Below are 20,482 nucleotides of genomic sequence, written 5' to 3'. Positions count from 1 at the left end.
GGGCCCGGTCAGCGCCTCCCGGCGGCGGGCGGCGGCCGGCGAGGCAGGCCCCGCAGCGCCTCGGGCAGCGGCCCCTCGTGTACGACGCCGAGCCGCTGCGTGGCCCGCGTGAGGGCGACGTACAGGTCGCTGAGCCCCCGGGGCGACTGGCCGGCGACGAGGCCGGGCTCGGCCACGATGACCGAGTCGAACTCCAGCCCCTTGGCGTCCGCCACCCCCATGACGGCCACCGGCGCGTCCAGCGCCTCGGCCCCCTTGGCCCGGCCCGACCCCGGCGTGACCACGACCGTGCCGGCCACGGCCGCGGCGACCCGCGCGCCGAGCGGCTCCAGCAGCTCGTCCGGCACCACCACGGCGACCTTGCCGCCCTCGCCGGCCTCGGCCGCGGCCAGCTCGGGCAGCGCCTCCAGCGGGGCGGCCCACGGCTCGGCGCCGCTCTCGCGCACCGACGCGGGCGCCTCCAGCGCCGGGTCGATGGCGGCCAGGACGCGGGCGGCCACCGCCATCAGCTCGACCGGCGTGCGGTAGTTGACGGTGAGCCGCTCCTGGCGCCAGCGCCCGGCCACGTACGGGTCCAGCACCTGCGCCCACGACCGGGCCCCGGCGGCCGAGCCGGTCTGGGCGATGTCGCCGACGATCGTCATCGACCGGGCGGGGCAGCGGCGCATGACGGCCCGCCAGGCCATGGGCGACAGCTCCTGCGCCTCGTCCACGATGACGTGCCCGTAGGCCCAGGTGCGGTCGGCCGCGGCCCGCTCGGCGGTGGTGAGGTAGGGGCCCTCGCCGCGCTGGCGCTCGGCCAGCCGCTCGGCCTCCATGACGTCCGACAGCCCGGTCAGCTCCAGCACCTCGCGGGCGTAGGCCAGCTCGGCCTCGCGCTCGTGCTCCTCGGCCCGGCGGGCGGCGGCCAGCTCCTCCTCGGCCTGCAGGGCGGTGGCGCGCAGCACCTGCTCGTCGATGTCGCCCAGCAGCTCGGCGGCCTCGTCCAGGAGCGGCACGTCGGACTCGGTCCACTCCCCGGCCCGCGCGCCGTCGCGGCGCAGCAGCGCCCGCTCCTCGGGCGCCAGGTGGGCGGCGGCGTAGCCGAGCCGCTCGGGCGAGGTGTAGAGGCCCAGCAGCAGCCGCTGGGGCGTCAGGTACGGCCACAGCCGGTTGAGCGCGGCCTTGACGGCGGGCTCGGTGCGCAGCTCCTCGCGCAGGTCGCCCAGCTCGTCCTCGTCGATGAGGCCCTTGCCGAGCTTGCGGGCCTGCTGGCGGGCCAGGGCGTTGAGCAGCGAGCGGACGAACACGGCGCGCGCCTGGTTGTGCGGGCGGCGCGAGCGGGCGGCCTTGTTCCTGGCGGAGTCGAGCATGTTCCTGTCGATGGTGAGCGTCAGCCGGCCCAGGGCGATCTCGACGGGCTTGCGCGGCATCTTCTGCCGGTCGCGCACGGCCCTGGCGAGGACCTCCACCATGCGCGGGTCGCCCTTGAGCGCGGCCACCTCGGGGCGCTCCCTGCCGGCGGCGGTCACGCCGGGGTACAGCTCGCCGACGGTGGACAGCAGCACGTCGGTCTCGCCGAGCGAGGGCAGGACCTGCTCGATGTAGCGCAGGAAGGTCAGGTTGGGGCCGAGGATGAGCACGCCGCGGCGCTCCAGCCGCTCGCGGTGGGTGTAGAGCAGGTAGGCGGCCCGGTGCAGGGCGACGACGGTCTTGCCGGTGCCGGGGCCGCCCTGGACGACGAGCACGCCGTTCAGGTCGCCGCGGATGACCCGGTCCTGCTCGGCCTGGATGGTGGCGACGATGTCGCGCATGCGGCCGGTGCGGTGCTCGTCGAGCGCGGCCAGCAGCGCGGCCTCGCCGTTGAGGGTGGCGCGGTCGTCGTCGCTGAGCGCGTCGAGGTCGAGCAGGTCGTCGTCCACGCCGATGACCGCGCGGCCCCTGGTCTGCAGGTGGCGGCGGCGGGTGACGCCCATCGGGGCGGCGGGGGTGGCGCGGTAGAACGGCTGCGCGACGGGGGCGCGCCAGTCGATGAGCAGGCGCCGCTGGTCGTCGTCGGTGAGGCCGAGCTTGCCGATGTAGAGCCGGCCCTCCTCGACGTGGTCCAGCCGGCCGAAGACCAGGCCGCGCTCGACCGCCCACAGCCGGGCCAGCCTGGAGGCGTACATCTCGGCGAACGTGTCGCGCTCGGACCTGTTCTGCATCGTGCCGACGGCGCCGGTGGCCAGTACCTCCTTGAGCTGGTGCTGGGTGCGCTCGCGCAGGGCGTCGAGCCGGTCGTAGAGCGCGGTGACGTATTCCTGCTCCTTGGCGAGCTCCGTTTGACGCGTTGCCGCCTGACCATTAATGTGGTTAATGGGACACTCCAGGCCAATCTGCTTGTTGTTACGACAAACGACGACATTAGCATGCCTGCAGCGAGGCTCCGCCCGCTTTCCTTCCCTCCCAAGCCTCCGTTACGTCTTCGTCTCGCCTCTTGACCGTTCACCCGTGGCCTTCTTATGGTCATCGTGAGTTAGGAAAGTTTCCTAACTCGATGGAGGGAGGCGGCGTGAGCGCTCCGGTGCCGGGGACCCCCAGTCTGCTACGCGCCATCAACGACCGCGCGGCCCTCCACGCACTCCTCGAGCGCGGCCCGCTCACCCGCCCCGAGATCGGCGCGCTCACCGGCCTGTCCAAGCCCACCGCCTCCCAGCTCCTCGTCCGGCTCCAGGAGGCGGGCCTGGTGGTGCTGGACGGCGTCAGGGAGGGCCTGCCGGGGCGGACGGCGGAGGTCTACCGGATCAACCCGGCGGCGGCGTACGCGGGCGCCCTGGACGTCACCCCGGACCGGATCGAGGCCAGGATCGCCGACCTCACCGGCACGGTCGTGGGCGAGCACACGCTGCCCACGCCCCGCAGGCGGCCCGCCGGCGAGCTGGTGGAGCGCCTGGCCGCGGCGCTGGCGGGCGCCAACCCGCCGGACAGACCGCGCCGGGTGGTGATCGGCGTGCAGGCCGCGATCGACCCGGCCACCGGCCGGCTGGGGTACGCCGCGGCCAAGGACGTCCCCGGCTGGCAGATCCCCGACCTGGTGCCTGCCCTGTCCGCCGGCCTGGGCGTGCCGGTGGACGTCGAGAACAACGTCAACCTCGTCGCGCTCGCCGAGCAGGCCCACGGCGCGGCCCGCGGCGGCGGGGACTTCGTGCTGCTGTGGGCCGACGAGGGCATCGGCTCGGCCGTCGTCCTCGGCGGGCGCATGCACCGGGGCGCGACCGGCGGCGCGGGCGAGGTGGGCTACATGCCCACCCCGGGCGCGCCGACCGCCCGCGAGGCCGGCCGCTACGCCAGCCACGGCTACCAGGCGCTCACCGGCGGCCCCGCGGTGCTCAAGCTGTTGCGTTCCTACGGCGTGCGCGGCGCCGACTTCCGCCAGGCGGTCGCCAACGCCGTCCGGCTGGCGGAGGGCGGCGGGCCGCGGGCCGACGACGCCAGGGCCGGGCTGCGCGACATCGCCGCCCGCCTGGCCGTGGGCCTGGCTGCCATCACGGCCGTGATCGACCCCGGGCTGATCGTGCTGACCGGCGGCGTCGTGCTGTCCGGCGGCGAGACCCTGCGCGAGCTCGTCGAGCACGAGCTGCACGCCCTGACCATCCCCCGCCCCCGTGTGCGGCTGTCGAGCGTCGAGGGCAACCCGGTCCTGGCCGGCGCCCTGGACCTGGCATTGGGGACCGTGCGCGAGGAGGTGTTCGGCTCCACGGTCCCCTCGTGACCGGCCCCGTCCGAACTGGCAGGAGGCACCCCCCGTGCGCTTCGTCCCTCTCGCGGCCGCCGCGGCACTGCTGTGCTCCGCGGCGCTGACCGCCTGCACCGCAGGCAGGCAGGCCGGGCCCTCGCTCGGCGCCCCCCGGCCCTCCGGATCCGCCTCGCAGGCCCTGCCGGCCGCCACCATCGAGCTGTGGCACGGCTTCTCCACCGACGCCGAGGTCAAGGCGTTCGAGGAGGCCATCGCGAGGTTCAACCAGAAGTACCCGCAGATCACCGTCAAGGCCACCAAGGGCGTCCAGGACGACCAGATCACCCAGGCCGTCCGCGGCGGCAACCCGCCCGACGTGGCGGCCTCGTTCACCACCGACAACGTCGCCCAGTGGTGCCGGTCGGGAGCGTTCCAGGACCTGACGCCGGTCATCAGGCAGGACGGCGTCGACCTGTCGGTGCTGCCGGCCGTGGCCCGCTCCTACACCGCCTTCGAGGGCCGCCAGTGCACGCTGCCGCTGCTGGCCGACGCCTACGGCCTCTACTACAACAAGGCGCTGATGAAGGGCCACCGGCCGCCCAGGACGCTGAGCGAGCTGGCGGAGCTGGCCAAGAAGCTCACCGTCCGCGACGCCGACGGCACCATCAAGGTCGCCGGGTTCGTGCCGAGCGTCCAGTACTACGAGAACACCCCGAGCCACCTCGGCCCGATGGTGGGCGCGAAGTGGTACAACCCCGACGGCACCTCGGCCATCGGCTCCGACCCGGCCTGGAAGAAGCTGCTGACCTGGCAGAAGGAGCTGGTCGACTGGTTCGGCCACGACAAGCTGGAGAAGTTCAGGAAGGGCCTGGGCGACGAGTGGAGCGCCGAGCACCCCTTCTACAAGGGCAAGGTCGCGATGGTCCTGGACGGCGAGTGGCGCAACGCCATGATCGCCAATGACGCCAAGGGCCTGGACTACGGCACCGCTCCCCTGCCCGTCGCCGACGACCGGCCCGACCTGTACGGCAGCGGTTTCACCGCCGGCACCGTGATCGGCGTGCCGAAGGGCGCCGCGCACCCGCGGCAGGCGTGGGAGCTGGTGAAGTACCTGACCACCGACACCGCCTCGCTGGTGACGCTGTCGAACGCGCTGCGCAACGTGCCCACGACCAAGGCCGCCATGCAGTCGCCGGACCTGGCCAAGGACGCCAACTTCCAGACCTTCCTCGACATCTTCGCCCATCCCAGGACCTCGACGTTGCCGCCCAGCGTGAACAGCGTCTTCAACCAGGAGGCGTTCGCCGCGTTCGCCGCCAAGTGGGAGCGCGGCGCGGTGCCCGACCTGGCCGCCGGGCTGAAGGACGTGGACCGGCAGATCGACGACAAGCTGAAGCTGTCCGGAGGCTGACCGTGACCTGTCTCCCGCCCGCGCCGCCGGCCCGCCGGTGGCGCGGCGAGGGCCCGCGCGCCCTGCTGTGGCTGTCGCCGTGGATCGCCGGGGTGTCGATCTTCTTCGTCTACCCGCTGCTGTCCACGGTGTACTTCTCCTTCCACCACTACGACATGTACACCCTCGAGTTCGCCGGGCTCGACAACTACCGCTACCTGCTGCGCGACCCCAGGGTCGGCGTCTCGGCGCGCAACACGCTCTGGCTGGTGGCGATCATGGTCCCGGCGACGGTGCTGTTCGCGCTGGCGCTGGCGCAGCTCGTCGTCCGGCTCAAGGCCGGCGCCGGGCTGCTGCGCACGGTGTTCTACCTGCCGTCGCTGGTGCCGATGACGGCCGGCACGATCACGTTCGTCTTCCTGCTCAACCCCGGCACCGGCCCGGTGGACCACCTGCTGTCGCTGGCCGGGGTGCGCGGGCCGGACTGGTTCGGCGATCCGGACTGGTCGAAGCCGAGCCTGACGCTGCTGTCGTTGTGGGGCTGCGGCCAGCTCATGGTGATCTTCATGGCGGCGCTGCTCGACGTGCCCCGTCACCTGTACGAGGCCGCCGCCATCGACGGCGCGGGGCCCTGGCGGCAGTTCCGCAGCGTGACGCTGCCGGTGATCGCGCCGGTGCTGATGTTCGCCCTGGTCACCAACGTCATCTACGCCCTGCAGTACTTCTCCCAGGCGATGGTCGCCTCCCGGGTCGCCTCGGGCACGACCGACTCGCCGGGCAGCTCGTTCACGCCCGGCTACCCGGACGAGTCGCTGCTCACGCTGCCGCAGTGGCTGTTCCAGGCCGGCTTCCGCGACTACTCGATGGGCTACGCGTGCGTGCTGGCGCTGCTGCTGTTCGCCGTCTCGATGGTCTTCACGCTGATCCTGCTGCGGCAGTTCCGCCGGGCCGGGGCCGAGGAGGGCTCATGAGCGTCACGCGGGAGGTCACCGCCCTCGCCGCCCGCCCGGCCGCGCCGGGCGACGCCCGCCGTCGCGAGGGGGCGCGGGCGCGCCGGCGGCGGGTGCTGCTGTGGATCGCCACGCACGCCCTCGCCGTCACGCTGGCGCTGATGTTCCTGGCGCCGGTGGCGTTCATGGCGCTGACCGCGCTGATGACCGACGAGCAGGCGCTGACCAGTGAGCTGTGGCCGCGCAGCTGGAACTGGGGCAACCTGACGGAGGTGTTCGACAGGTCGCTGCTGCTGCGGTGGGCGGGCAACACGCTGCTGTACGCGGCGCTCGGCACGCTGTTCACGGTGGTGTCGTCGGTGCCGGTGGCCTACGCCCTGGCCCGCTTCCGCTTCCGGGGGCGGCGGATGGCCTTCCTCGTGGTGATCACCACGATGATGTTGCCGCCGCAGGTCGTCGCGGTGCCGCTCTACCTGGTGTGGGCGCGGCTGGGGCTCACCGACAGCCTGTGGCCGCTGATCCTGCCGATGGTGTTCGGCGACGCCTTCTCCATCTTCCTGCTGCGCCAGTTCCTGGTCACGATCCCGCGCGAGTACACCGACGCGGCCAAGGTGGACGGCTGCTCCGACTTCCGGACGCTGACCCGGGTGGTGCTGCCGATGGCCCGGCCGGCCGTGGCCGCGGTCGCGCTGTTCCAGTTCTTCTACTGCTGGAACGACTACTACGGGCCGCTGCTCTACGCCGGCGTGCAGCAGGACCACCTGACGCTGTCGCTGGGCCTGGCGACCTTCAAGGCGTTCCACAGCGTGCAGTGGAACCTCACCATGGCCGCCACGCTGCTGGTGACCGCGCCGGTGATCATCGTGTTCTTCCTCGCCCAGCGGGTGTTCATCGAGGGCGTGACCTTGACGGGGGTGAAGGGGTGAGGCTGGCGGTGGTCGGGGGCGGCTCGACGTACACGCCGGAGCTCGTGGACGGGCTCGCCCGGCTGCGCGACGAGCTGCCGGTGTCGGAGATCGTGCTGATAGATCCGGACGCCTCCCGGCTGGAGCTGGTGGCCGGGATGGCGCGGCGCATGCTGGCGCACGCCGGGCACCCGGCGCGGGTGCTGGCCACGTCCTCGGCCGCCGAGGGCGTGGCCGGGGCGGCGGTGGTGCTGCTCCAGCTCAGGGTGGGCGGGCAGGCCGCGCGCGAGCGGGACGAGACGGTGCCCCCGCGGTGCGGCTGCGTCGGGCAGGAGACGACGGGCGCGGGCGGGCTGGCCAAGGCGCTGCGCACGGTGCCGGTGGTGTTGTCGATCGCCGAGACCGTGCGCGAGCACGCGCCGGGCGCCTGGATCGTGAGCTTCACCAACCCGGTCGGCATCGTCACCCGGGCGTTGCTGGACGCCGGGCACCGCGCGATCGGGCTGTGCAACGTGGCGATCGGCTTCCAGCGCCGCTTCGCCGCCCTGCTCGGCGTGGAGCCCTCCCGGGTCTCGCTCGGGCACGTCGGGCTCAACCACCTGTCGTGGGAGCGGGCGGTGTACCTGGACGGCCGCGACGTGCTGCCCGCGCTGCTCGCCGGGCACGGGGCGGAGATCGCCGCCGAGGTCGGGCTGCGGCCCGGGCTGCTGGCCCGGCTGGGCGCGGTGCCGTCGTACTACCTGCGGTACTTCTACGCCCACGACGCGGTGGTGCGCGAGCAGCGCGACCGGCCCTCGCGCGCCTCGGAGGTGGCCGCGCTGGAGGCGCGGCTGCTGGAGCTGTACGCCGACCCGGCCGTGGTGACCAAGCCCGCGCTGCTGGCGCGGCGGGGCGGGGCGTTCTACTCGGAGGCGGCGGTGGCGCTGATCGCCTCGCTGCTCGGCGACCGGGGCGACACCCAGGTGGTGAACGTGCGCAACGGCGGCACGCTGCCCTTCCTGCCGGACGAGGCGGTCATCGAGACGCCGGCGGCCGTGGGGGCGGCGGGCGCGGCGCCGCTGCCGGTGCCGCCGGTGGAGCCGCTGTACGCGGGGCTGATCGCGCACGTGTCGGCGTACGAGACGCTGGCCCTGGAGGCGGCCCTGCGCGGCGGCGCGGACCGGGTACGCGACGCGCTGCTCGCCCATCCGCTGGTCGGGCAGGACGAGACGGCCGAGGAGCTGACGGGGCTGCTGCTGGAGGCGGGCCGCGAGCACCTGCCGTGGGCGGCCGCCGGGGCCCCGGAGGGCCCGGGGACGGTGGTCGCGTGAGGCGGCCCAGGCTCGTGCTGGCCGTGGACGGCGGCAACAGCAAGACGGACGTGGCCGTGGTGACCGAGGACGGGCGGGTGCTGGCCACGGCGCGGGCGGGCGCGTTCGCCCCGCAGCGGGAGGGCGTGCCGGCGGCCGTGGACGTCATAGCGGCGGCGGTCACCGCCCTGCCGCCCGCCGCCCTGCCTCCCGCCGCCCTGCCTCCCGCCGGGGCTTCTCCGGGGCGTCACGGGCCCTTCGATCTGGTGTCGGCGTGCCTGGCCGGGGCGGACCTGCCCGTGGAGGAGGAGGCCCTGGCGCGGGAGCTGGCCGCCCGGGGGCTCGGGACGGACGTGGTGGTGCGCAACGACACGTTCGCGCTGCTGCGGGCGGGCGCGTCCGCGCCGTGGGGCGTGGCGGTGGTGTGCGGGGCGGGCATCAACGCCGTCGGCGTCTCCCCCGGCGGCGCGGTGGCCCGCTTCCCGGCGCTCGGCCGCGTCAGCGGCGACTGGGGCGGCGGCCATGCCCTCGGCGAGGAGGTCCTGTGGCACGCGGCCCGCGCCGAGGACGGCCGCGGCGCGCCGACCGCCCTCGCCGGTCTGGTCACCGCCCACTTCGGGACGCCGACCGTCGAGGAGGTCGTCCTCGCGCTGCACTTCGGCCGCCTGGACGAGCAGCGGCTGCACGAGCTCGCGCCCGGCGTGTTCGCGGCGGCGGCGGCCGGGGACGCCGTGGCCAGGTCGCTGGTCGAGCGGCAGGCCGGCGAGGTGGCGATCATGGCGGAGGTGTGCCTGCGCCGGCTCGGGCTGCTGGAGCGGCCGGCCGAGGTGGTGCTGGGCGGCGGCCTGCTGACGGCCCGGGACCCGCTGATGACGTCCCTGCTGGAGCGGGAGTTCGCGGCGCGGGCGCCGCTGGCCGAGCCGGTCGTGGCCGACGTGCCGCCGGTCATGGGCGCGGCCCTGCTCGGCCTGGACCACCTGGCGGCCCGGGAACCGGCCGCCCGGGATGCGGCCGCCCGGGAAGCGTCCACCCGGGAAGCGGCCGTCCCGAAGCCGTCCGCCCCGGAGGCGGTCGAGATCCGCCTGCGCGCCCACTACAGCCCGGGGTACCGCGCCGGGCGCCGTCCGGCAGGCGCTCCGGAGGCCCCCAGCCCGGCCCCCGCGGTCCCCTGACCCGCCCGGCGGCTCCCCGATCGGGCCCCGGCTCCCCGGCTCGCCCGTCTCAGGTGCCGGGGTCGCGCAGGAGCCGGGCGCGGCTGTTCGACAGGTGGACGCGGACGGCCGCGCGGGCGGCCTCGGCGTCCCCCCGCTCGATGGCGGCGTGGATCGACTCGTGCTCGGCCACGATCCCGGCGAGCTCCGGCCGCCCGGACCGCAGCCGGTCGCGCGGCACGATGATCATCGAGGGGCCGAGCGAGCCGATCAGGTCGCCGTAGTACCGGTTGCCGGTGGCCAGCGCGATCCGCAGGTGGAACAGGTAGTCGGCGTGGACCGCCGCGCCCGGGTTCCCGCCGGCCGCCGCGAAGGCGTCCAGGGCCTCGCGCAGCCCCGCCAGCGCCGCCTCCGTGCGCCGCGCGGCGGCCAGCCCCGCCGACTCGATCTCGACCCCCATCCGGAACTCCAGCAGGTCCAGCACCTCCTGCCGGGTCCTGGCGGGCGCCGGGCCGAACCCGGTCGTGCTGGGCCGGGCCAGCACGAAGCTGCCCCGCCCGTGCTGGGTCTCGACGAGCCCGGCGGCCTTGAGCCGGGCGACGGCCTCGCGCACGACGGTCCTGCTCACGCCGTACGCGGCCACCAGATCGCTCTCGGTGGGCAGCCGCTCGCCCGGCCGGATGACGCCTTCCTGGATGCGCGCGGTCAGCGTGTCGACGAGCTGCTGGGTGCGGCTGGTCACGGGGTCTCGTAGCGCTCGGCGGTCCACTTGGCGGCCTGCTCGCTCAGCGTGACGCCGATGCCCGGCCGTCCCGGGACGAGCATGCGCCCGTCGCGGATCTCCAGCCGCTCCTCGAACAGCGGCTCCAGCCACTCGAAGTGCTCCACCCACGGCTCCAGCGGGTACGCGGCGGCCAGGTGGAGGTGGATCTCCATCGCGAAGTGGGGGGCGAGCTGGAGGCGCTCGTGGGCGGCGAGGGCCGCCAGCCGCAGGAACGGGGTGATGCCGCCGATGCGGGGCGCGTCCGGCTGGACGACGTCCGCGCCGCCGGCCCGGATCAGCTCGGCGTGCTCGGCGACGCTGGTCAGCATCTCGCCGGTGGCGATCGGCGTGTCGAGCGCGGCGGCCAGGGCGGCGTGCCCGGCGTGGTCGTAGGCGTCCAGCGGCTCCTCGATCCAGACCAGGCCGTACTCCTCCAGCGCGCGGCCCATGCGGGCGGCGGCCGGGCGGTCCCACTGCTGGTTGGCGTCCACCATGAGCGGGACGCCCTCGCCGAGGTGCTCGCGCACCGCCCGCACCCGGGCCAGGTCGGCGCGGGTGTCCGGCTGGCCCACCTTGATCTTGATCCCGCCGATGCCGCGCTCCAGCGCCGCCGTGGCGTTCTCCAGCACCTGCTCGACGGGGGCGTGCAGGAAGCCGCCCGAGGTGTTGTAGCAGCGGACGGAGTCGCGGTGGGCGCCGAGCAGCTTGGCCAGGGGCAGCGCCGCGCGCTTGGCCTTCATGTCCCACAGCGCGACGTCGAGCGCGGCGATGGCCTGCACCGCCAGGCCGCTGCGGCCCACCGACGCGCCGGCCCAGCACAGCTTGTCCCACAGGCGGGGGATGTCGTTGGGGTCCTCGCCGAGCAGGTCGTGCGCGATCTCCTTGGCGTGGGCGTACTGGCCGGGGCCGCCCGCCCGCTTGGAGTAGGCGAAGCCGATGCCCTCGTGCCCCTCGTCAGTGGCGATCTCGGCGAACAGGAACGCGATCTCGGTCATCGGGCGCTGGCGGCCGGTGAGCACCTTGGCGTCGCTGACGGGGGTGTCGAGCGGGAGGTAGACGGACGAGAGCCGGACGCGGGCGATGCGGTCCGCGGGAGTCATCATGACGACATGGTAAGTCGTCGTACAACCGTGGCCGTGGGCGGCCGGCCCGCCCGCGGACCCGGCGCGGGGGAACTCCGGTCAGGGAGCGTCGGGCGCGGGGCCGGGATCGGGGTCGGGGTCGGGGGCGATCTCCGGGGTGCGGTGCTCGTACGGCGTGCTCAGCACCACCGTCGTCCGCGTGGAGACGTTGGCGGCGGCCCGGATCTGCTGCAGCAGGTCCTCCAGCGCCACCGGCGAGGCCACCCGCACCTTGAGGATGTAGCTCTCGTCGCCCGCGACGCTGTGGCACGCCTCGATGGCCGTCAGGTGGGCGAGCCGTTCGGGGGCGTCGTCGGGCGCGGCGGGGTCGATCGGCTTGATCGACACGAACGCGGTCAGCGGCAGCCCGATCGCGTCGTGGTCGACGATCGCGGCGTAGCCGCGCACGACACCGCGCTTCTCCAGGCGGCGCACCCGCTGGTGCACCGCCGAGACCGAGAGCCCGGTCTCCCTGGCCAGGTCGGTGAAGCTCATGCGGCCGTCGCGGGCCAGCAGCGTGACGATCCGGCGGTCGATCTCCTCCACCGGATCAAAGGTAGCGGGTCATGGTCACGACATGGTTCCGACCGGGGAGACGCCCCGGCGCATCGCGTGCTCCACGAGCGTGATGAGGACCTCCCTGCCGGAGTCCCGGCGGCGGGCGTCGCAGCGCACGATGGGGATGTCGGGCTCCAGGCCGATCGCGTCGCGCACCTCGCCGACGGTGAAGTGCTGCGTGCCGTCGAAGCAGTTGAGCGCCACGATGAACGGCTGGCCGCGCTTCTCGAAGTAGTCGACGGACGGGAAGCAGTCGTCCAGGCGGCGGGTGTCGGCGAGCACGACGGCGCCCAGCGCGCCCAGGGCCAGCTCGTCCCACACGAACCAGAACCGCTCCTGGCCGGGGGTGCCGAACAGGTAGAGCATGTAGTCGTTGCGGATGGTGATGCGACCGAAGTCCATGGCGACGGTGGTGGTGAGCTTGCGCTCGACCCCGGACAGGTCGTCCACGTCCGTGCTGATCTGGGTGAGCGCCTCCTCGGTACGCAGCGGCCGGGTCTCGGAGACCGCGCCCACCATGGTGGTCTTGCCCGCGCCGAACCCTCCGGCGATCAGGATCTTGATCGCCGTCGGCAGTCGCCAATGGTCAGAGCGACCGAATTCCATCCAGCACCGCCCGTACATCTCCCGCGCATGCGCGGCCCGCCCTGAGGTGCCGTGGTCAGTGGTACCTGTCAAGGTGTGTTGAGAAGGCCGATCCACATGCCTGGCATCGAGACACCCTAGCAACGCCACATTTTCCACTCAAGCCGCATACTTTTACAAGAAACCAAATGTCACGGTTTGTAGCCTCGGCCCCCTTTACTCGCCGCCGCTCGCCGGTGCAGTCAAGCTCCCCTGTCAGGGGATCCGACAAGCCCTTTACGCAGCGCGTAAGCGGCCCGAAAAGTCCCCGTCCGGCCGGGCGAGCGGTCGGATTGCCGCCGGAGCCTCGGCATTGCGCGCAAGCCCCGCCCGCCGCTCATGCCGGCCCCTCGCTCTCCCCCGAGGCGAACTTGGCGGCGAGGGCCACGCGGGAGCCGATGCCGAGCTTGGTGTAGATCTTGCCGATGTGGTACTCGACGGTCTTGACGCTGATCAGCAGCTCGGTGGCGATCTGCCGGTTGGTCAGGCCGTGGGCCACCAGCGCGGCGGTGCTGAGCTCCTGCGGGGTGAGGCCCAGCCGGGCCGGCGCCTGCGGCTCCAGACCGCACGCCTCCAGCTCCCGGGCGCAGCGCTCCACGAGCGGGCGGGCGCCCAGCCGCTCGAAGGCGGCGCGCGCGGCGGCCAGCCGCTCGGCCGCCGCCTTGCGCCGGCCGGTCCGCCGCAGCAGCCGTCCCAGGTCCAGCAGCACCCGGGCCTCCTCCAGCGGGCACACCCCGTGCTCGACCAGCGTCAGGGCGGCGGCGAAGCTCCTCTCCGCCTCCTCTGGAACGTTCCTGGCGGCCAGCAGCAGGCCCGCCAGCCTGATCCGCTCGGCCCGCCGCCGCGCGCCCGGCGGGCTCCCGGCGGAAGGCCGGGAGCGGTCACCGTCCCGCCCGGGACCGTCGCCCAGGGCGTTCAGGACGTGCTCCGCCTCGGGCAGGCGGCCGGCGGCGACCAGGGCCTCGACGCGGCGCGGACGCGGGTCGGCGACGAAGGGGTCGCGGGCGCCGCCCGTCGCGGGGTCGCCCGGCGGCAGGTCGCCCGGCGGCAGGTCGCCCGGCGGCAGGTCGCCCGGCGGCAGGTCGCCCGGCGGCAGGTGGCCCGGCGGCAGGTCGCCGGCGCCGAGCAGGGCCAGGGCCAGGGCGGCCTGGCGCTCGCCGAGGGCGTGCCGGGTGCGGCGGGCGGCGTCCAGGGCGGCGGTGGCGTGCGCCAGCGCGCGCTCGTGCCGGCCGCGCGCGGCGAGGGGCGCCACGCAGGCGGCCCCCAGGACGGGCAGGAGCCAGCGCTGCCCGAGCGCCGCCGCCTCGCACAGGGCGCGCTCGGCCCGCGCCGCGGCGTCGTCCCAGCGGGCCGCCGCGTGCTCGGCGGCGGCGAGCAGCCCCGTGGCCAGCAGCCGGTGGTGCGCCAGCCCCGCCTGCCCGGCCCGGGTCACGGCGTGCCGCAGGACCTCGCACGCCCGCTCGGGCTCGTCCCGCTCCAGCCAGTCCAGCGCCGCGGCGAAACCGTCCCCGGACGCCGCGCGGCCGTGGCCGCGGGTGCCCGCCGCCAGCGCCAGGACGTCGTGCGGGCGGGCGACCGCGCCCTCGATCGGCTGGTCGATCGCCTGGCGGGCCCAGGTGGCGGCCGAGTCGCGGTCGCCGGTGAGCAGGTGCAGCCAGGCCAGTTGCTCGGCCACGTCGGCGGCGAGGCCGGGGGCGCGGTGCTGCCAGGACCGGTGCTGCCACGCCCGGTGCCGCCAGGCTTCGGCCAGCAGCTCCGCCGCCTCGTCGAAGCGGCCGGTGACGAGGGCGAGGCGGCCCAGGACGTACTGGCGGGCCGGATCGGGGCCGGCGCCGCGGGCCGCGAGGTGGCCGGAGGTCTCGCGCGCGAGGGCGGCGGCCAGGCGGGTGGCACGTACGGCGTCGCCGCCGATGAGGACGTGTTCGAGCACGGCGGTGCGCAGCCCTTCGCGGCGGGCCGGGGCGAGCACCGCGTCGGTGAGCCCGGCGGCCAGCTCCAGGTGGGCGGCGGCTTCCTGCCACTGGCCGTGCTGGGCGGCCTTGGCGGCGTACCCGGCCAGCTCCTCGGCCAGCAGGTCGTCGGGCCCGCCCGCGGCGGCGGCGCGGTGCCGCAGGGCGGTGCCGGTGTCGCCGGAGGCCGCGGCGGCGGTCAGGTGGAGGCGCGCCCGGGTGCCCGCGCCGAGCCCGTCGTAGGCGGCGGCCCGGGCGAGGGGGTCGGGGAAGGCGACGAGGCGGCCGGGCAGCTCGCGCAGCAGCCCGGCGGCGGCGGCTTCCTCCAGGGTGCTCAGCGGGTCGTCCAGGCCGCCCGCGACGGTGGCCGCCACGTGCAGCGGGCAGCCGTCGCCGAGGACCGCGCAGGCGGCGACGAGCCGGCGGGCGGCCGGCGCGCAGCCGTCCAGGCGGCGGGTGAAGGGGCGGGTGTAGGTGGCGGGGGCGGGCAGGCGGACGGTGAGGTCCCGGAGCACGGGCAGCGGGAGGGCCGCCAGCAGGGCCCGGGCGTGGAGGGGATTGCCGAGCGTGTGGTCGCGCAGCCGCTCGGCGGCCTCCTCCCCGAGCCCACCGCCCGACGGCCCGCCGCTCGCGGCCGGCGCGGAAGGGAACGCGCCGCCCCACGACCCGCCATCCAACGGCCCGCCATCCGTGGCCGGCGCGGAAGGGAACGCGCCGCCCCACACCGGATGGCCCGGTCCCGTGACGGGCGCACCGCCCCAGATCGGGGCGGGCGATCCGTCCCACACCGGGGCGGGTGATCCGTCCCACGCCGGGGCGGGCAGGGACGGCCATGCCGGATGACGGGCTCCGGCGAGCCGGGCCGGGGGCGGTGGCGGCAGCAGGACGGCGGACAGCTCGTCCAGGTCGGCGGCGCCGAGGCCGGTGAGGGCGAGGTGGAGGACGCCGTCGGCGGTCAGGAGGCGCCGCAGGCCGTCGGGCAGCCAGGCACCGGCCAGGTCGCGGCAGACGAACAGGACGAGCACGCGCCCGGCACGCAGGTGGCGCAGGAGGCAGGTCAGGGCGTGCAGGGACGCCTGGTCCGCCCACTGGGCGTCGTCCACCACGATCACCACCGGCCCGCCGACCTGGACCTGGGAGATGACCTCACCGATCACCCCGCCGGCCATCGCGACCCACGACGCGGCGAAACGGCCCCCCACCGGCCCGGCCGCCAAGGCCGCCAAGGCCGCCACGTCCGAGCCGGCCGTGTCCGAACCGGCCGTGTCCGAACCGGCCGTGTCCGAACCGGCCGTGTCCGAACCGGCCGTGTCCGAACCGGCCGTGTCCGAGAGGGCTGCGTTGGGGAGGGCCGCGTCCGGGAGGGCCGCGTCCGGGAGGAGGCGGTGCCGGGCCTCGGCGGCGAGCTGGCGGATGACGCCGAGGCTGAGATCGCGCTCGCCCCGCTCCCCGCTCGCCGACAGCACCCGGATCCCCGGCGTCCCGCTCGCCGTCCCGACCGGCGTCTCGCTCACCGCCCCGACCGGCGTCCCGATCGGCGCCCGGCTCGCCACCCCGACCGGCGGCCCGATCGCCGCCCCGCCGGTGTCCCCGACCGGCGGCCTGTCCCGGCCTTCGGCGGGCGGGTCGCCCGGTTGCCCGTCTCGCGGGCCGGGCGCCTCGGTGCTCAGCAGCCGGTGGACCAGGGCGGTCTTGCCGATGCCCTCCGGGCCCTCGATCACGACCGTCCTGACGCGGCCCCCGGCCGCCGCCCGTAGTTCGGCGCGCAGCAGGGCGAGCTCCGCCGCCCGTCCGATGAACATGCCGCTCTCCCCTCCGCCGCTCCGCTGCCCCCGACCCCTGTGACAGGGAAGAGTCCCGGCGGCGGCCACAGATACCAGCGGAACGTCACGGCCCGGTCACGGAACGGTCAACCGCCCCCACACGGCGGTCGCGTCGTCGTGGGTCTTGCCGCGCACCGGGCCCTGGGCGCTCTCCCGCGCCCGCACCGCCTCGATGACCGCCCGCGGCCCCCGCTCCTCCAGCGCCGCGGCGAGGTCGTCCCAGGTCCAGCCGTACCAGTCGACCAGCCGGGTGATCCCGTCGGTGCACAGCCCGGCCGCGTGCACCTCCCGCAGGTCGGCGGCGCCGGTGACGGCCTCGGCGGCGGCCTCGGGGCGGGCGGCGGCCACCCAGAACCCGCCGGGCGCGTTGCGCAGGCGCCGCACCAGCTCCAGCGAGTACGGCCGCCCGCCCGGCAGCCGTTCCAGCCGGTCGTCGGCCACCACCCGCACCCCGCCGCCCGCGGTCGCGAGCAGCACCGGCGAGTCGCCCAGGACGAGGTACTCCAGCCGGCCGCCCGCGATCCGCGCCATCGCCACCGTCGCCGACGGCGAGTCGGGGTTGCCCAGGTCGCAGCCGCCGCCGTGCGCCGCCGCGGTGTCGGCGATGGCCGCCTCCAGGATCGCGGCCAGCGGGGCCGCTGCGCCGGTGGACAGCCGGGCCGCGAGCGCCCCGCCGAGCCACGCCACCAGCCACGGCACGTCGTGGGCGCACCCGCTGTCGACCCCGGCGGCCGCCGTGGCGCCGTCGAGGACGACCGCCCACGACGGCCCGGCGATCATCAGGTCCTCGTTGGGGCGCCCGGGGGAGCCGGGGCTGGTGGCGCAGGCGAGGTCGGCGAACACCTACGCGGGGCCCGTCCGCGCGGGGCCGCCGGGTGACGGCGCGCGCCGGCCGGAGCCGTTCAGACGACCACCAGCTCGCGCGGCGTGTTGTTGAGCCGCTCGCCGCCGCTCTCGGTGCACACGACGATGTCCTCGATGCGGGCGCCGTGCCGGCCCGGCAGGTAGATGCCGGGCTCGACGGAGAAGGCGTGCCCGGGCTCCAGCGGCTCGCCGTTGCCGGCCACGATGTAGGGCTCCTCGTGCGTCTCGATGCCGATGCCGTGCCCGGTGCGGTGGACGAAGTGGTCGCCGTGGCCGGCCGCCGCGATGTGCTCGCGCGCGGCGGCGTCGACGGACTCGCACGACACGCCGGGCCGCACGGCGGCGCACGCGGCCTCCTGGGCCTGGCGCAGCACCTCGTAGTAAGCGGCGAACTCGGCCGGCGGCTCGCCGACGCTGTAGGTGCGGGTGGAGTCGGAGCAGTAGCCGTTGGGGAGCTGGCCGCCGATGTCGACCACGACCGGCTCGCCCGCCTGGATGACTCGGTCGGACACGTCGTGGTGCGGGCTGGCGCCGTTGGGCCCGGAGGCGACGATCACGAAGTCGACGGTGGCGTGGCCGGCGGCCAGGATCGCCTCGGCGATGTCGCGGGCCACCTCGCGCTCGGTGCGCCCGGCCCGCAGCAGCCCGGGCACCTGGCGGTGGACGGCGTCGATCGCCTCCCCCGCCTCGCGCAGCGCCGCCACCTCGGCCGGGGACTTGCGCATCCGCAGCTCTCGCAGCACGCTGCCGGCCAGCACCTGCTCGGTGCCCGGCAGCACCTCGCGGAAGCGCAGCGACGCCATGGCCCACATGCGGTCGGCCAGCCCCACCTTCGCCGGCCGGCCGAGCCGGGCCGCGGCGATCGCGTAGGGGTCGTCCGTCTCGTCCCAGGCCACGAACTCCAGCCCGAGCCGCGAGGCGGGCGAGGCCTCGGCGGCGGGCAGCTCCAGGCGGGGCACCATCATGTAGGGCTCGCCGGCCGCCGGCACCACCAGGCACGTCAGCCGCTCCAGCGGCTTGGCGTCGTAGCCGCTGACGTAGCGCAGGTCGGGGCCGGGCGTGAGCAGCAGGGCGTCGAGCCCGCCCTTGGCGGCGGCCTCCTGGACGGCGGCCAGCCGGGACACGGGATACAAGTCTGAGGACGTCACTGGCCCAATCTACTCGCGCCGGGCCCTTCTAAAATCCGCGGAAAGCTCTCACCACGCCCCCTCGGAGCACTACACTCCGTTCCTTGCTGATCACGTAGTGTGAGAACAATTGTCCAGATCCACTGCGCTTTGAGAGTGAGATTATGGTCGACGTCATGAGCGCGGCGGGGCTGCTCGGGCCGGAGACGGATGCGGAGACGCTGGCCGCCCGGCTGACCCACGCGCAGCGGCTCGGCAACCTCGGCTGGGCCGAGTGGCACTTCCACACCGGCGAGACGATCTGGTCCGACCAGGTCTATACGATCTTCGGCCGGGACCCCGCGCACGGCCCCATAGCGCTGCCCGGGCTGGCCGAGCACGTGGAGCCCGCCGACGCGGCCACGCTCGACCGGTTGTTGTGGTCCGCGCTGCGGGGCGCCGAGCCGGTCCAGGCCGAGCTGCGCATCCGCCGCGGCGGCAACTGGAGCGACCTGCGCGACGTGCGCGTGGTGCTGGAGCCCCTGATGGCCGCCGGTGGCCCGTCCGGGCTGCACGGCGTCATCCAGGACGTCACCGGCCTGCGCCGCGCCGAGCGCATCATGGCCGACTCGCGCCGCCGCCTGCTGGAGGCGCGCGACCGGGCCGCCGAGGAGCGCCACGTGATGCTGGCGCTGCGCGAGGCGATCCTGCCCGGCCCGGCCCGCTGCCCCGGCCTGCCGGACCTGCGGGTCGCGGTGCGCTACGTGCCCGGCGAGCGGACCGCGAACCTGGGCGGCGACTGGTTCGAGGCGGCCCCGGCCCCCGACGGCCGCCTGCTGCTGGCCGTCGGGGACGTCTCCGGCCACGGCCTGCCCGCCATCGCCCACATGGCCCAGCTCCGCCACGCGCTGATCGGCCTGGCCATGACCGGCCGGCCCGCGCACCAGCTGCTCGACTGGCTCAACGAGCTGGTGCTGCACCGGTTCAAGGACACCACCACCGCCACGGCCGTCATCGGCCACCTGGATCCGCAGACGCGGGTGTTCGCCTGGAGCCAGGCCGGGCATCCGGCGCCCGTGCTGGTGCGCGACGGCGTCGCGACCCGGCTGGACCCGCCCCGGGGGGTGCTGCTGGGGGCCACGTCCGGGCGGCCGTACGAGCTGGCGATGACCCGCCTGCGGCCCGGCGACGTGCTGCTGCTGTTCACCGACGGGCTGGTCGAGCGGCGCACCCGCGACCTCGGCGTCGGCCTCGACCTGGTGCTGGCGGCGGCCGGCGCCGTGCCGGGTCACGACCTGGAGTCCGGGCTCGACAAGCTGCTGGCCGACATCGGCGGCCCCAACCCGGAGGACGACGCCTGCCTGCTGGGAGTGTGCATACTGGGCGGGTGCTGATGCTTCTGGACACCCCGTCCCTCTACTTCCGCGCCTTCTACGGCGTGCCGGAGTCGGTCACGGCTCCCGACGGCACGCCGGTCAACGCGGTGCGCGGGCTCATCGACATGATCGCCACGCTGGTGCGCGACCACTCCCCCGCCCGGCTGGTGGCCACGATGGACGCCGACTGGCGGCCGGCCTTCCGGGTGGCGGCGATCCCGACGTACAAGGCGCACCGGGTCGCCCAGGGCGACGAGGAGGAGGTCCCGGCGGCGCTGGTCCCGCAGGTGACGGTCATCAACGAGGTGCTGGACGCGGTCGGCATCGCCCGCCTGGAGTCGCCCGGCTACGAGGCCGACGACGTCATCGGCACCCTCACCCACCGGGCGGGCCGCGGCGCGGTCGACATCGTCACCGGCGACCGCGACCTGTTCCAGCTCGTGGACGACTCCCGTCCCGTCCGCGTGCTCTACACCGCGCGCGGCCTGCGCAACCTGCAGATCGTGGACGAGGAGTTCGTCACCGGCAGGTACGGCGTGCCCGGCCGCCGCTACGCCGACTTCGCCACCCTGCGCGGCGACCCCAGCGACGGCCTGCCGGGCGTGGCGGGCGTCGGCGAGAAGACCGCCTCGGCCCTCATCACCCGCTTCGGCTCGCTGCCGGCGCTGCTGGAGGCCCTGGACGCGGGCACGACCGAGGGGTTCCCGGCCGGCAGCCGCGCCAAGCTGGCCGCCGCCCGCGACTACCTGCGCGCCGCGCCCGCCGTCGTCGAGGTCGCCCGCGACGCGCCGCTGCCCGACGCCGACCTCGCCGTGCCGGTCAAGCCGCGCGACCCGGAGGCCCTGGCGGCGCTGGCCGCCCGCTGGAACCTGGACAGCCCGCTCAACCGCCTGCTCACCGCCCTGGGCCGCTGAGAACC

16 protein-coding genes are annotated in these 20,482 nt (G+C 75.4%); 8 read left to right on the top strand and 8 right to left on the bottom strand.

Annotation, left to right across the window (positions count from 1 at the left end; genetic code table 11):
• Positions 1-8: 8 nt before the first annotated feature.
• The gene (locus tag AB0H75_RS21515; protein WP_367798685.1) at positions 9-2,183 is read right to left on the bottom strand and encodes an ATP-binding domain-containing protein; all 2,175 of its coding nucleotides are present in this window, start codon (positions 2,181-2,183) and stop codon (positions 9-11) included.
• Between the two features lie 347 nt (positions 2,184-2,530).
• Between AB0H75_RS21515 and AB0H75_RS21510 the strand changes: the two genes are divergently transcribed.
• Genes AB0H75_RS21510 through AB0H75_RS21485 form a run of 6 tightly spaced genes read left to right on the top strand, consistent with a single transcriptional unit; the run spans position 2,531 to position 9,400 of the window.
• Entirely contained in the window at positions 2,531-3,730 is a 1,200-nt protein-coding gene (locus tag AB0H75_RS21510; protein ID WP_367798683.1) for an ROK family transcriptional regulator, read from the top strand.
• A gap of 34 nt (positions 3,731-3,764) precedes the next feature.
• Positions 3,765-5,105, top strand: coding sequence for an ABC transporter substrate-binding protein (locus AB0H75_RS21505; protein ID WP_367798681.1), 1,341 nt, complete (start codon positions 3,765-3,767; stop codon positions 5,103-5,105).
• 2 nt (positions 5,106-5,107) lie between these two features.
• Positions 5,108-6,055, top strand: a complete 948-nt coding sequence (locus tag AB0H75_RS21500; protein WP_367798679.1) for a carbohydrate ABC transporter permease — start codon at positions 5,108-5,110, stop codon at positions 6,053-6,055.
• Positions 6,052-6,960, top strand: coding sequence for a carbohydrate ABC transporter permease (locus tag AB0H75_RS21495; protein WP_367798677.1), 909 nt, complete (start codon positions 6,052-6,054; stop codon positions 6,958-6,960). The genes AB0H75_RS21500 and AB0H75_RS21495 overlap by 4 nt, the downstream gene beginning before the upstream one ends.
• On the top strand, positions 6,957-8,249 hold the full coding sequence (locus AB0H75_RS21490) for a 6-phospho-beta-glucosidase (RefSeq protein WP_367798675.1): 1,293 nt from the start codon (positions 6,957-6,959) through the stop codon (positions 8,247-8,249). The genes AB0H75_RS21495 and AB0H75_RS21490 overlap by 4 nt, the downstream gene beginning before the upstream one ends.
• The gene (locus AB0H75_RS21485; RefSeq protein ID WP_367798673.1) at positions 8,246-9,400 is read left to right on the top strand and encodes an N-acetylglucosamine kinase; all 1,155 of its coding nucleotides are present in this window, start codon (positions 8,246-8,248) and stop codon (positions 9,398-9,400) included. The genes AB0H75_RS21490 and AB0H75_RS21485 overlap by 4 nt, the downstream gene beginning before the upstream one ends.
• A gap of 49 nt (positions 9,401-9,449) precedes the next feature.
• Here AB0H75_RS21485 and AB0H75_RS21480 read toward each other — a convergent pair whose 3' ends face one another.
• The 7 genes from AB0H75_RS21480 to AB0H75_RS21450 form a co-directional block, all read right to left on the bottom strand.
• Positions 9,450-10,121 carry a FadR/GntR family transcriptional regulator gene (locus AB0H75_RS21480; protein ID WP_367798671.1) on the bottom strand — a complete coding sequence of 224 codons (672 nt, stop codon included), beginning with the start codon at positions 10,119-10,121 and terminating at the stop codon, positions 9,450-9,452.
• On the bottom strand, positions 10,118-11,245 hold the full coding sequence (locus AB0H75_RS21475; RefSeq protein WP_367798669.1) for a mandelate racemase/muconate lactonizing enzyme family protein: 1,128 nt from the start codon (positions 11,243-11,245) through the stop codon (positions 10,118-10,120). Before AB0H75_RS21475 ends, AB0H75_RS21480 begins: the two co-directional genes overlap by 4 nt.
• 78 nt (positions 11,246-11,323) lie before the next feature.
• Positions 11,324-11,809, bottom strand: a complete 486-nt coding sequence (locus AB0H75_RS21470; RefSeq protein ID WP_367798667.1) for an Lrp/AsnC family transcriptional regulator — start codon at positions 11,807-11,809, stop codon at positions 11,324-11,326.
• A gap of 24 nt (positions 11,810-11,833) precedes the next feature.
• The gene (locus AB0H75_RS21465; RefSeq protein WP_367798665.1) at positions 11,834-12,427 is read right to left on the bottom strand and encodes an ATP/GTP-binding protein; all 594 of its coding nucleotides are present in this window, start codon (positions 12,425-12,427) and stop codon (positions 11,834-11,836) included.
• Between the two features lie 355 nt (positions 12,428-12,782).
• Entirely contained in the window at positions 12,783-16,196 is a 3,414-nt protein-coding gene (locus AB0H75_RS21460) for an AAA family ATPase (RefSeq protein WP_367798663.1), read from the bottom strand.
• A 96-nt stretch (positions 16,197-16,292) separates the two neighbouring features.
• Positions 16,293-17,060: a protein phosphatase 2C domain-containing protein gene (locus tag AB0H75_RS21455; protein ID WP_367798661.1), complete on the bottom strand. Its 768-nt coding sequence runs from the start codon at positions 17,058-17,060 to the stop codon at positions 16,293-16,295.
• Between the two features lie 59 nt (positions 17,061-17,119).
• Entirely contained in the window at positions 17,120-18,229 is a 1,110-nt protein-coding gene (locus AB0H75_RS21450) for a M24 family metallopeptidase (RefSeq protein WP_367798659.1), read from the bottom strand.
• Positions 18,230-18,384: 155 nt separating this feature from the next.
• Between AB0H75_RS21450 and AB0H75_RS21445 the strand changes: the two genes are divergently transcribed.
• Together AB0H75_RS21445 and AB0H75_RS21440 are read left to right on the top strand one after the other, a co-directional pair.
• Positions 18,385-19,581 (top strand): PP2C family protein-serine/threonine phosphatase, encoded by a 1,197-nt coding sequence (locus AB0H75_RS21445; RefSeq protein WP_367798657.1) that lies wholly within the window; start codon positions 18,385-18,387, stop codon positions 19,579-19,581.
• Positions 19,581-20,477 (top strand): 5'-3' exonuclease H3TH domain-containing protein, encoded by an 897-nt coding sequence (locus AB0H75_RS21440; RefSeq protein ID WP_367799037.1) that lies wholly within the window; start codon positions 19,581-19,583, stop codon positions 20,475-20,477. Before AB0H75_RS21445 ends, AB0H75_RS21440 begins: the two co-directional genes overlap by 1 nt.
• The last annotated feature ends 5 nt before the right edge of the window (positions 20,478-20,482 follow it).

The organism is Nonomuraea sp. NPDC050783 (genome assembly GCF_040802095.1).
In the GTDB taxonomy this organism is placed as follows: Bacteria; Actinomycetota; Actinomycetes; order Streptosporangiales; family Streptosporangiaceae; genus Nonomuraea.
This window is presented reverse-complemented; position numbering and strand designations above follow the sequence as displayed.

Excerpts from the sequence above, each read along its gene's own strand:
- AB0H75_RS21445 (WP_367798657.1), top strand. The coding sequence starts at position 18,385 with ATGAGCGCGGCGGGGCTGCTCGGGCCGGAGACGGATGCGGAGACGCTG.
- AB0H75_RS21515 (WP_367798685.1), bottom strand. The coding sequence starts at position 2,183 with ATGCAGAACAGGTCCGAGCGCGACACGTTCGCCGAGATGTACGCCTCC.
- AB0H75_RS21495 (WP_367798677.1), top strand. The coding sequence starts at position 6,052 with ATGAGCGTCACGCGGGAGGTCACCGCCCTCGCCGCCCGCCCGGCCGCG.
- AB0H75_RS21475 (WP_367798669.1), bottom strand. The coding sequence starts at position 11,245 with ATGATGACTCCCGCGGACCGCATCGCCCGCGTCCGGCTCTCGTCCGTC.
- AB0H75_RS21460 (WP_367798663.1), bottom strand. The coding sequence starts at position 16,196 with ATGTTCATCGGACGGGCGGCGGAGCTCGCCCTGCTGCGCGCCGAACTA.
- AB0H75_RS21440 (WP_367799037.1), top strand. The coding sequence starts at position 19,581 with ATGCTTCTGGACACCCCGTCCCTCTACTTCCGCGCCTTCTACGGCGTG.
- AB0H75_RS21465 (WP_367798665.1), bottom strand. The coding sequence starts at position 12,427 with ATGGAATTCGGTCGCTCTGACCATTGGCGACTGCCGACGGCGATCAAG.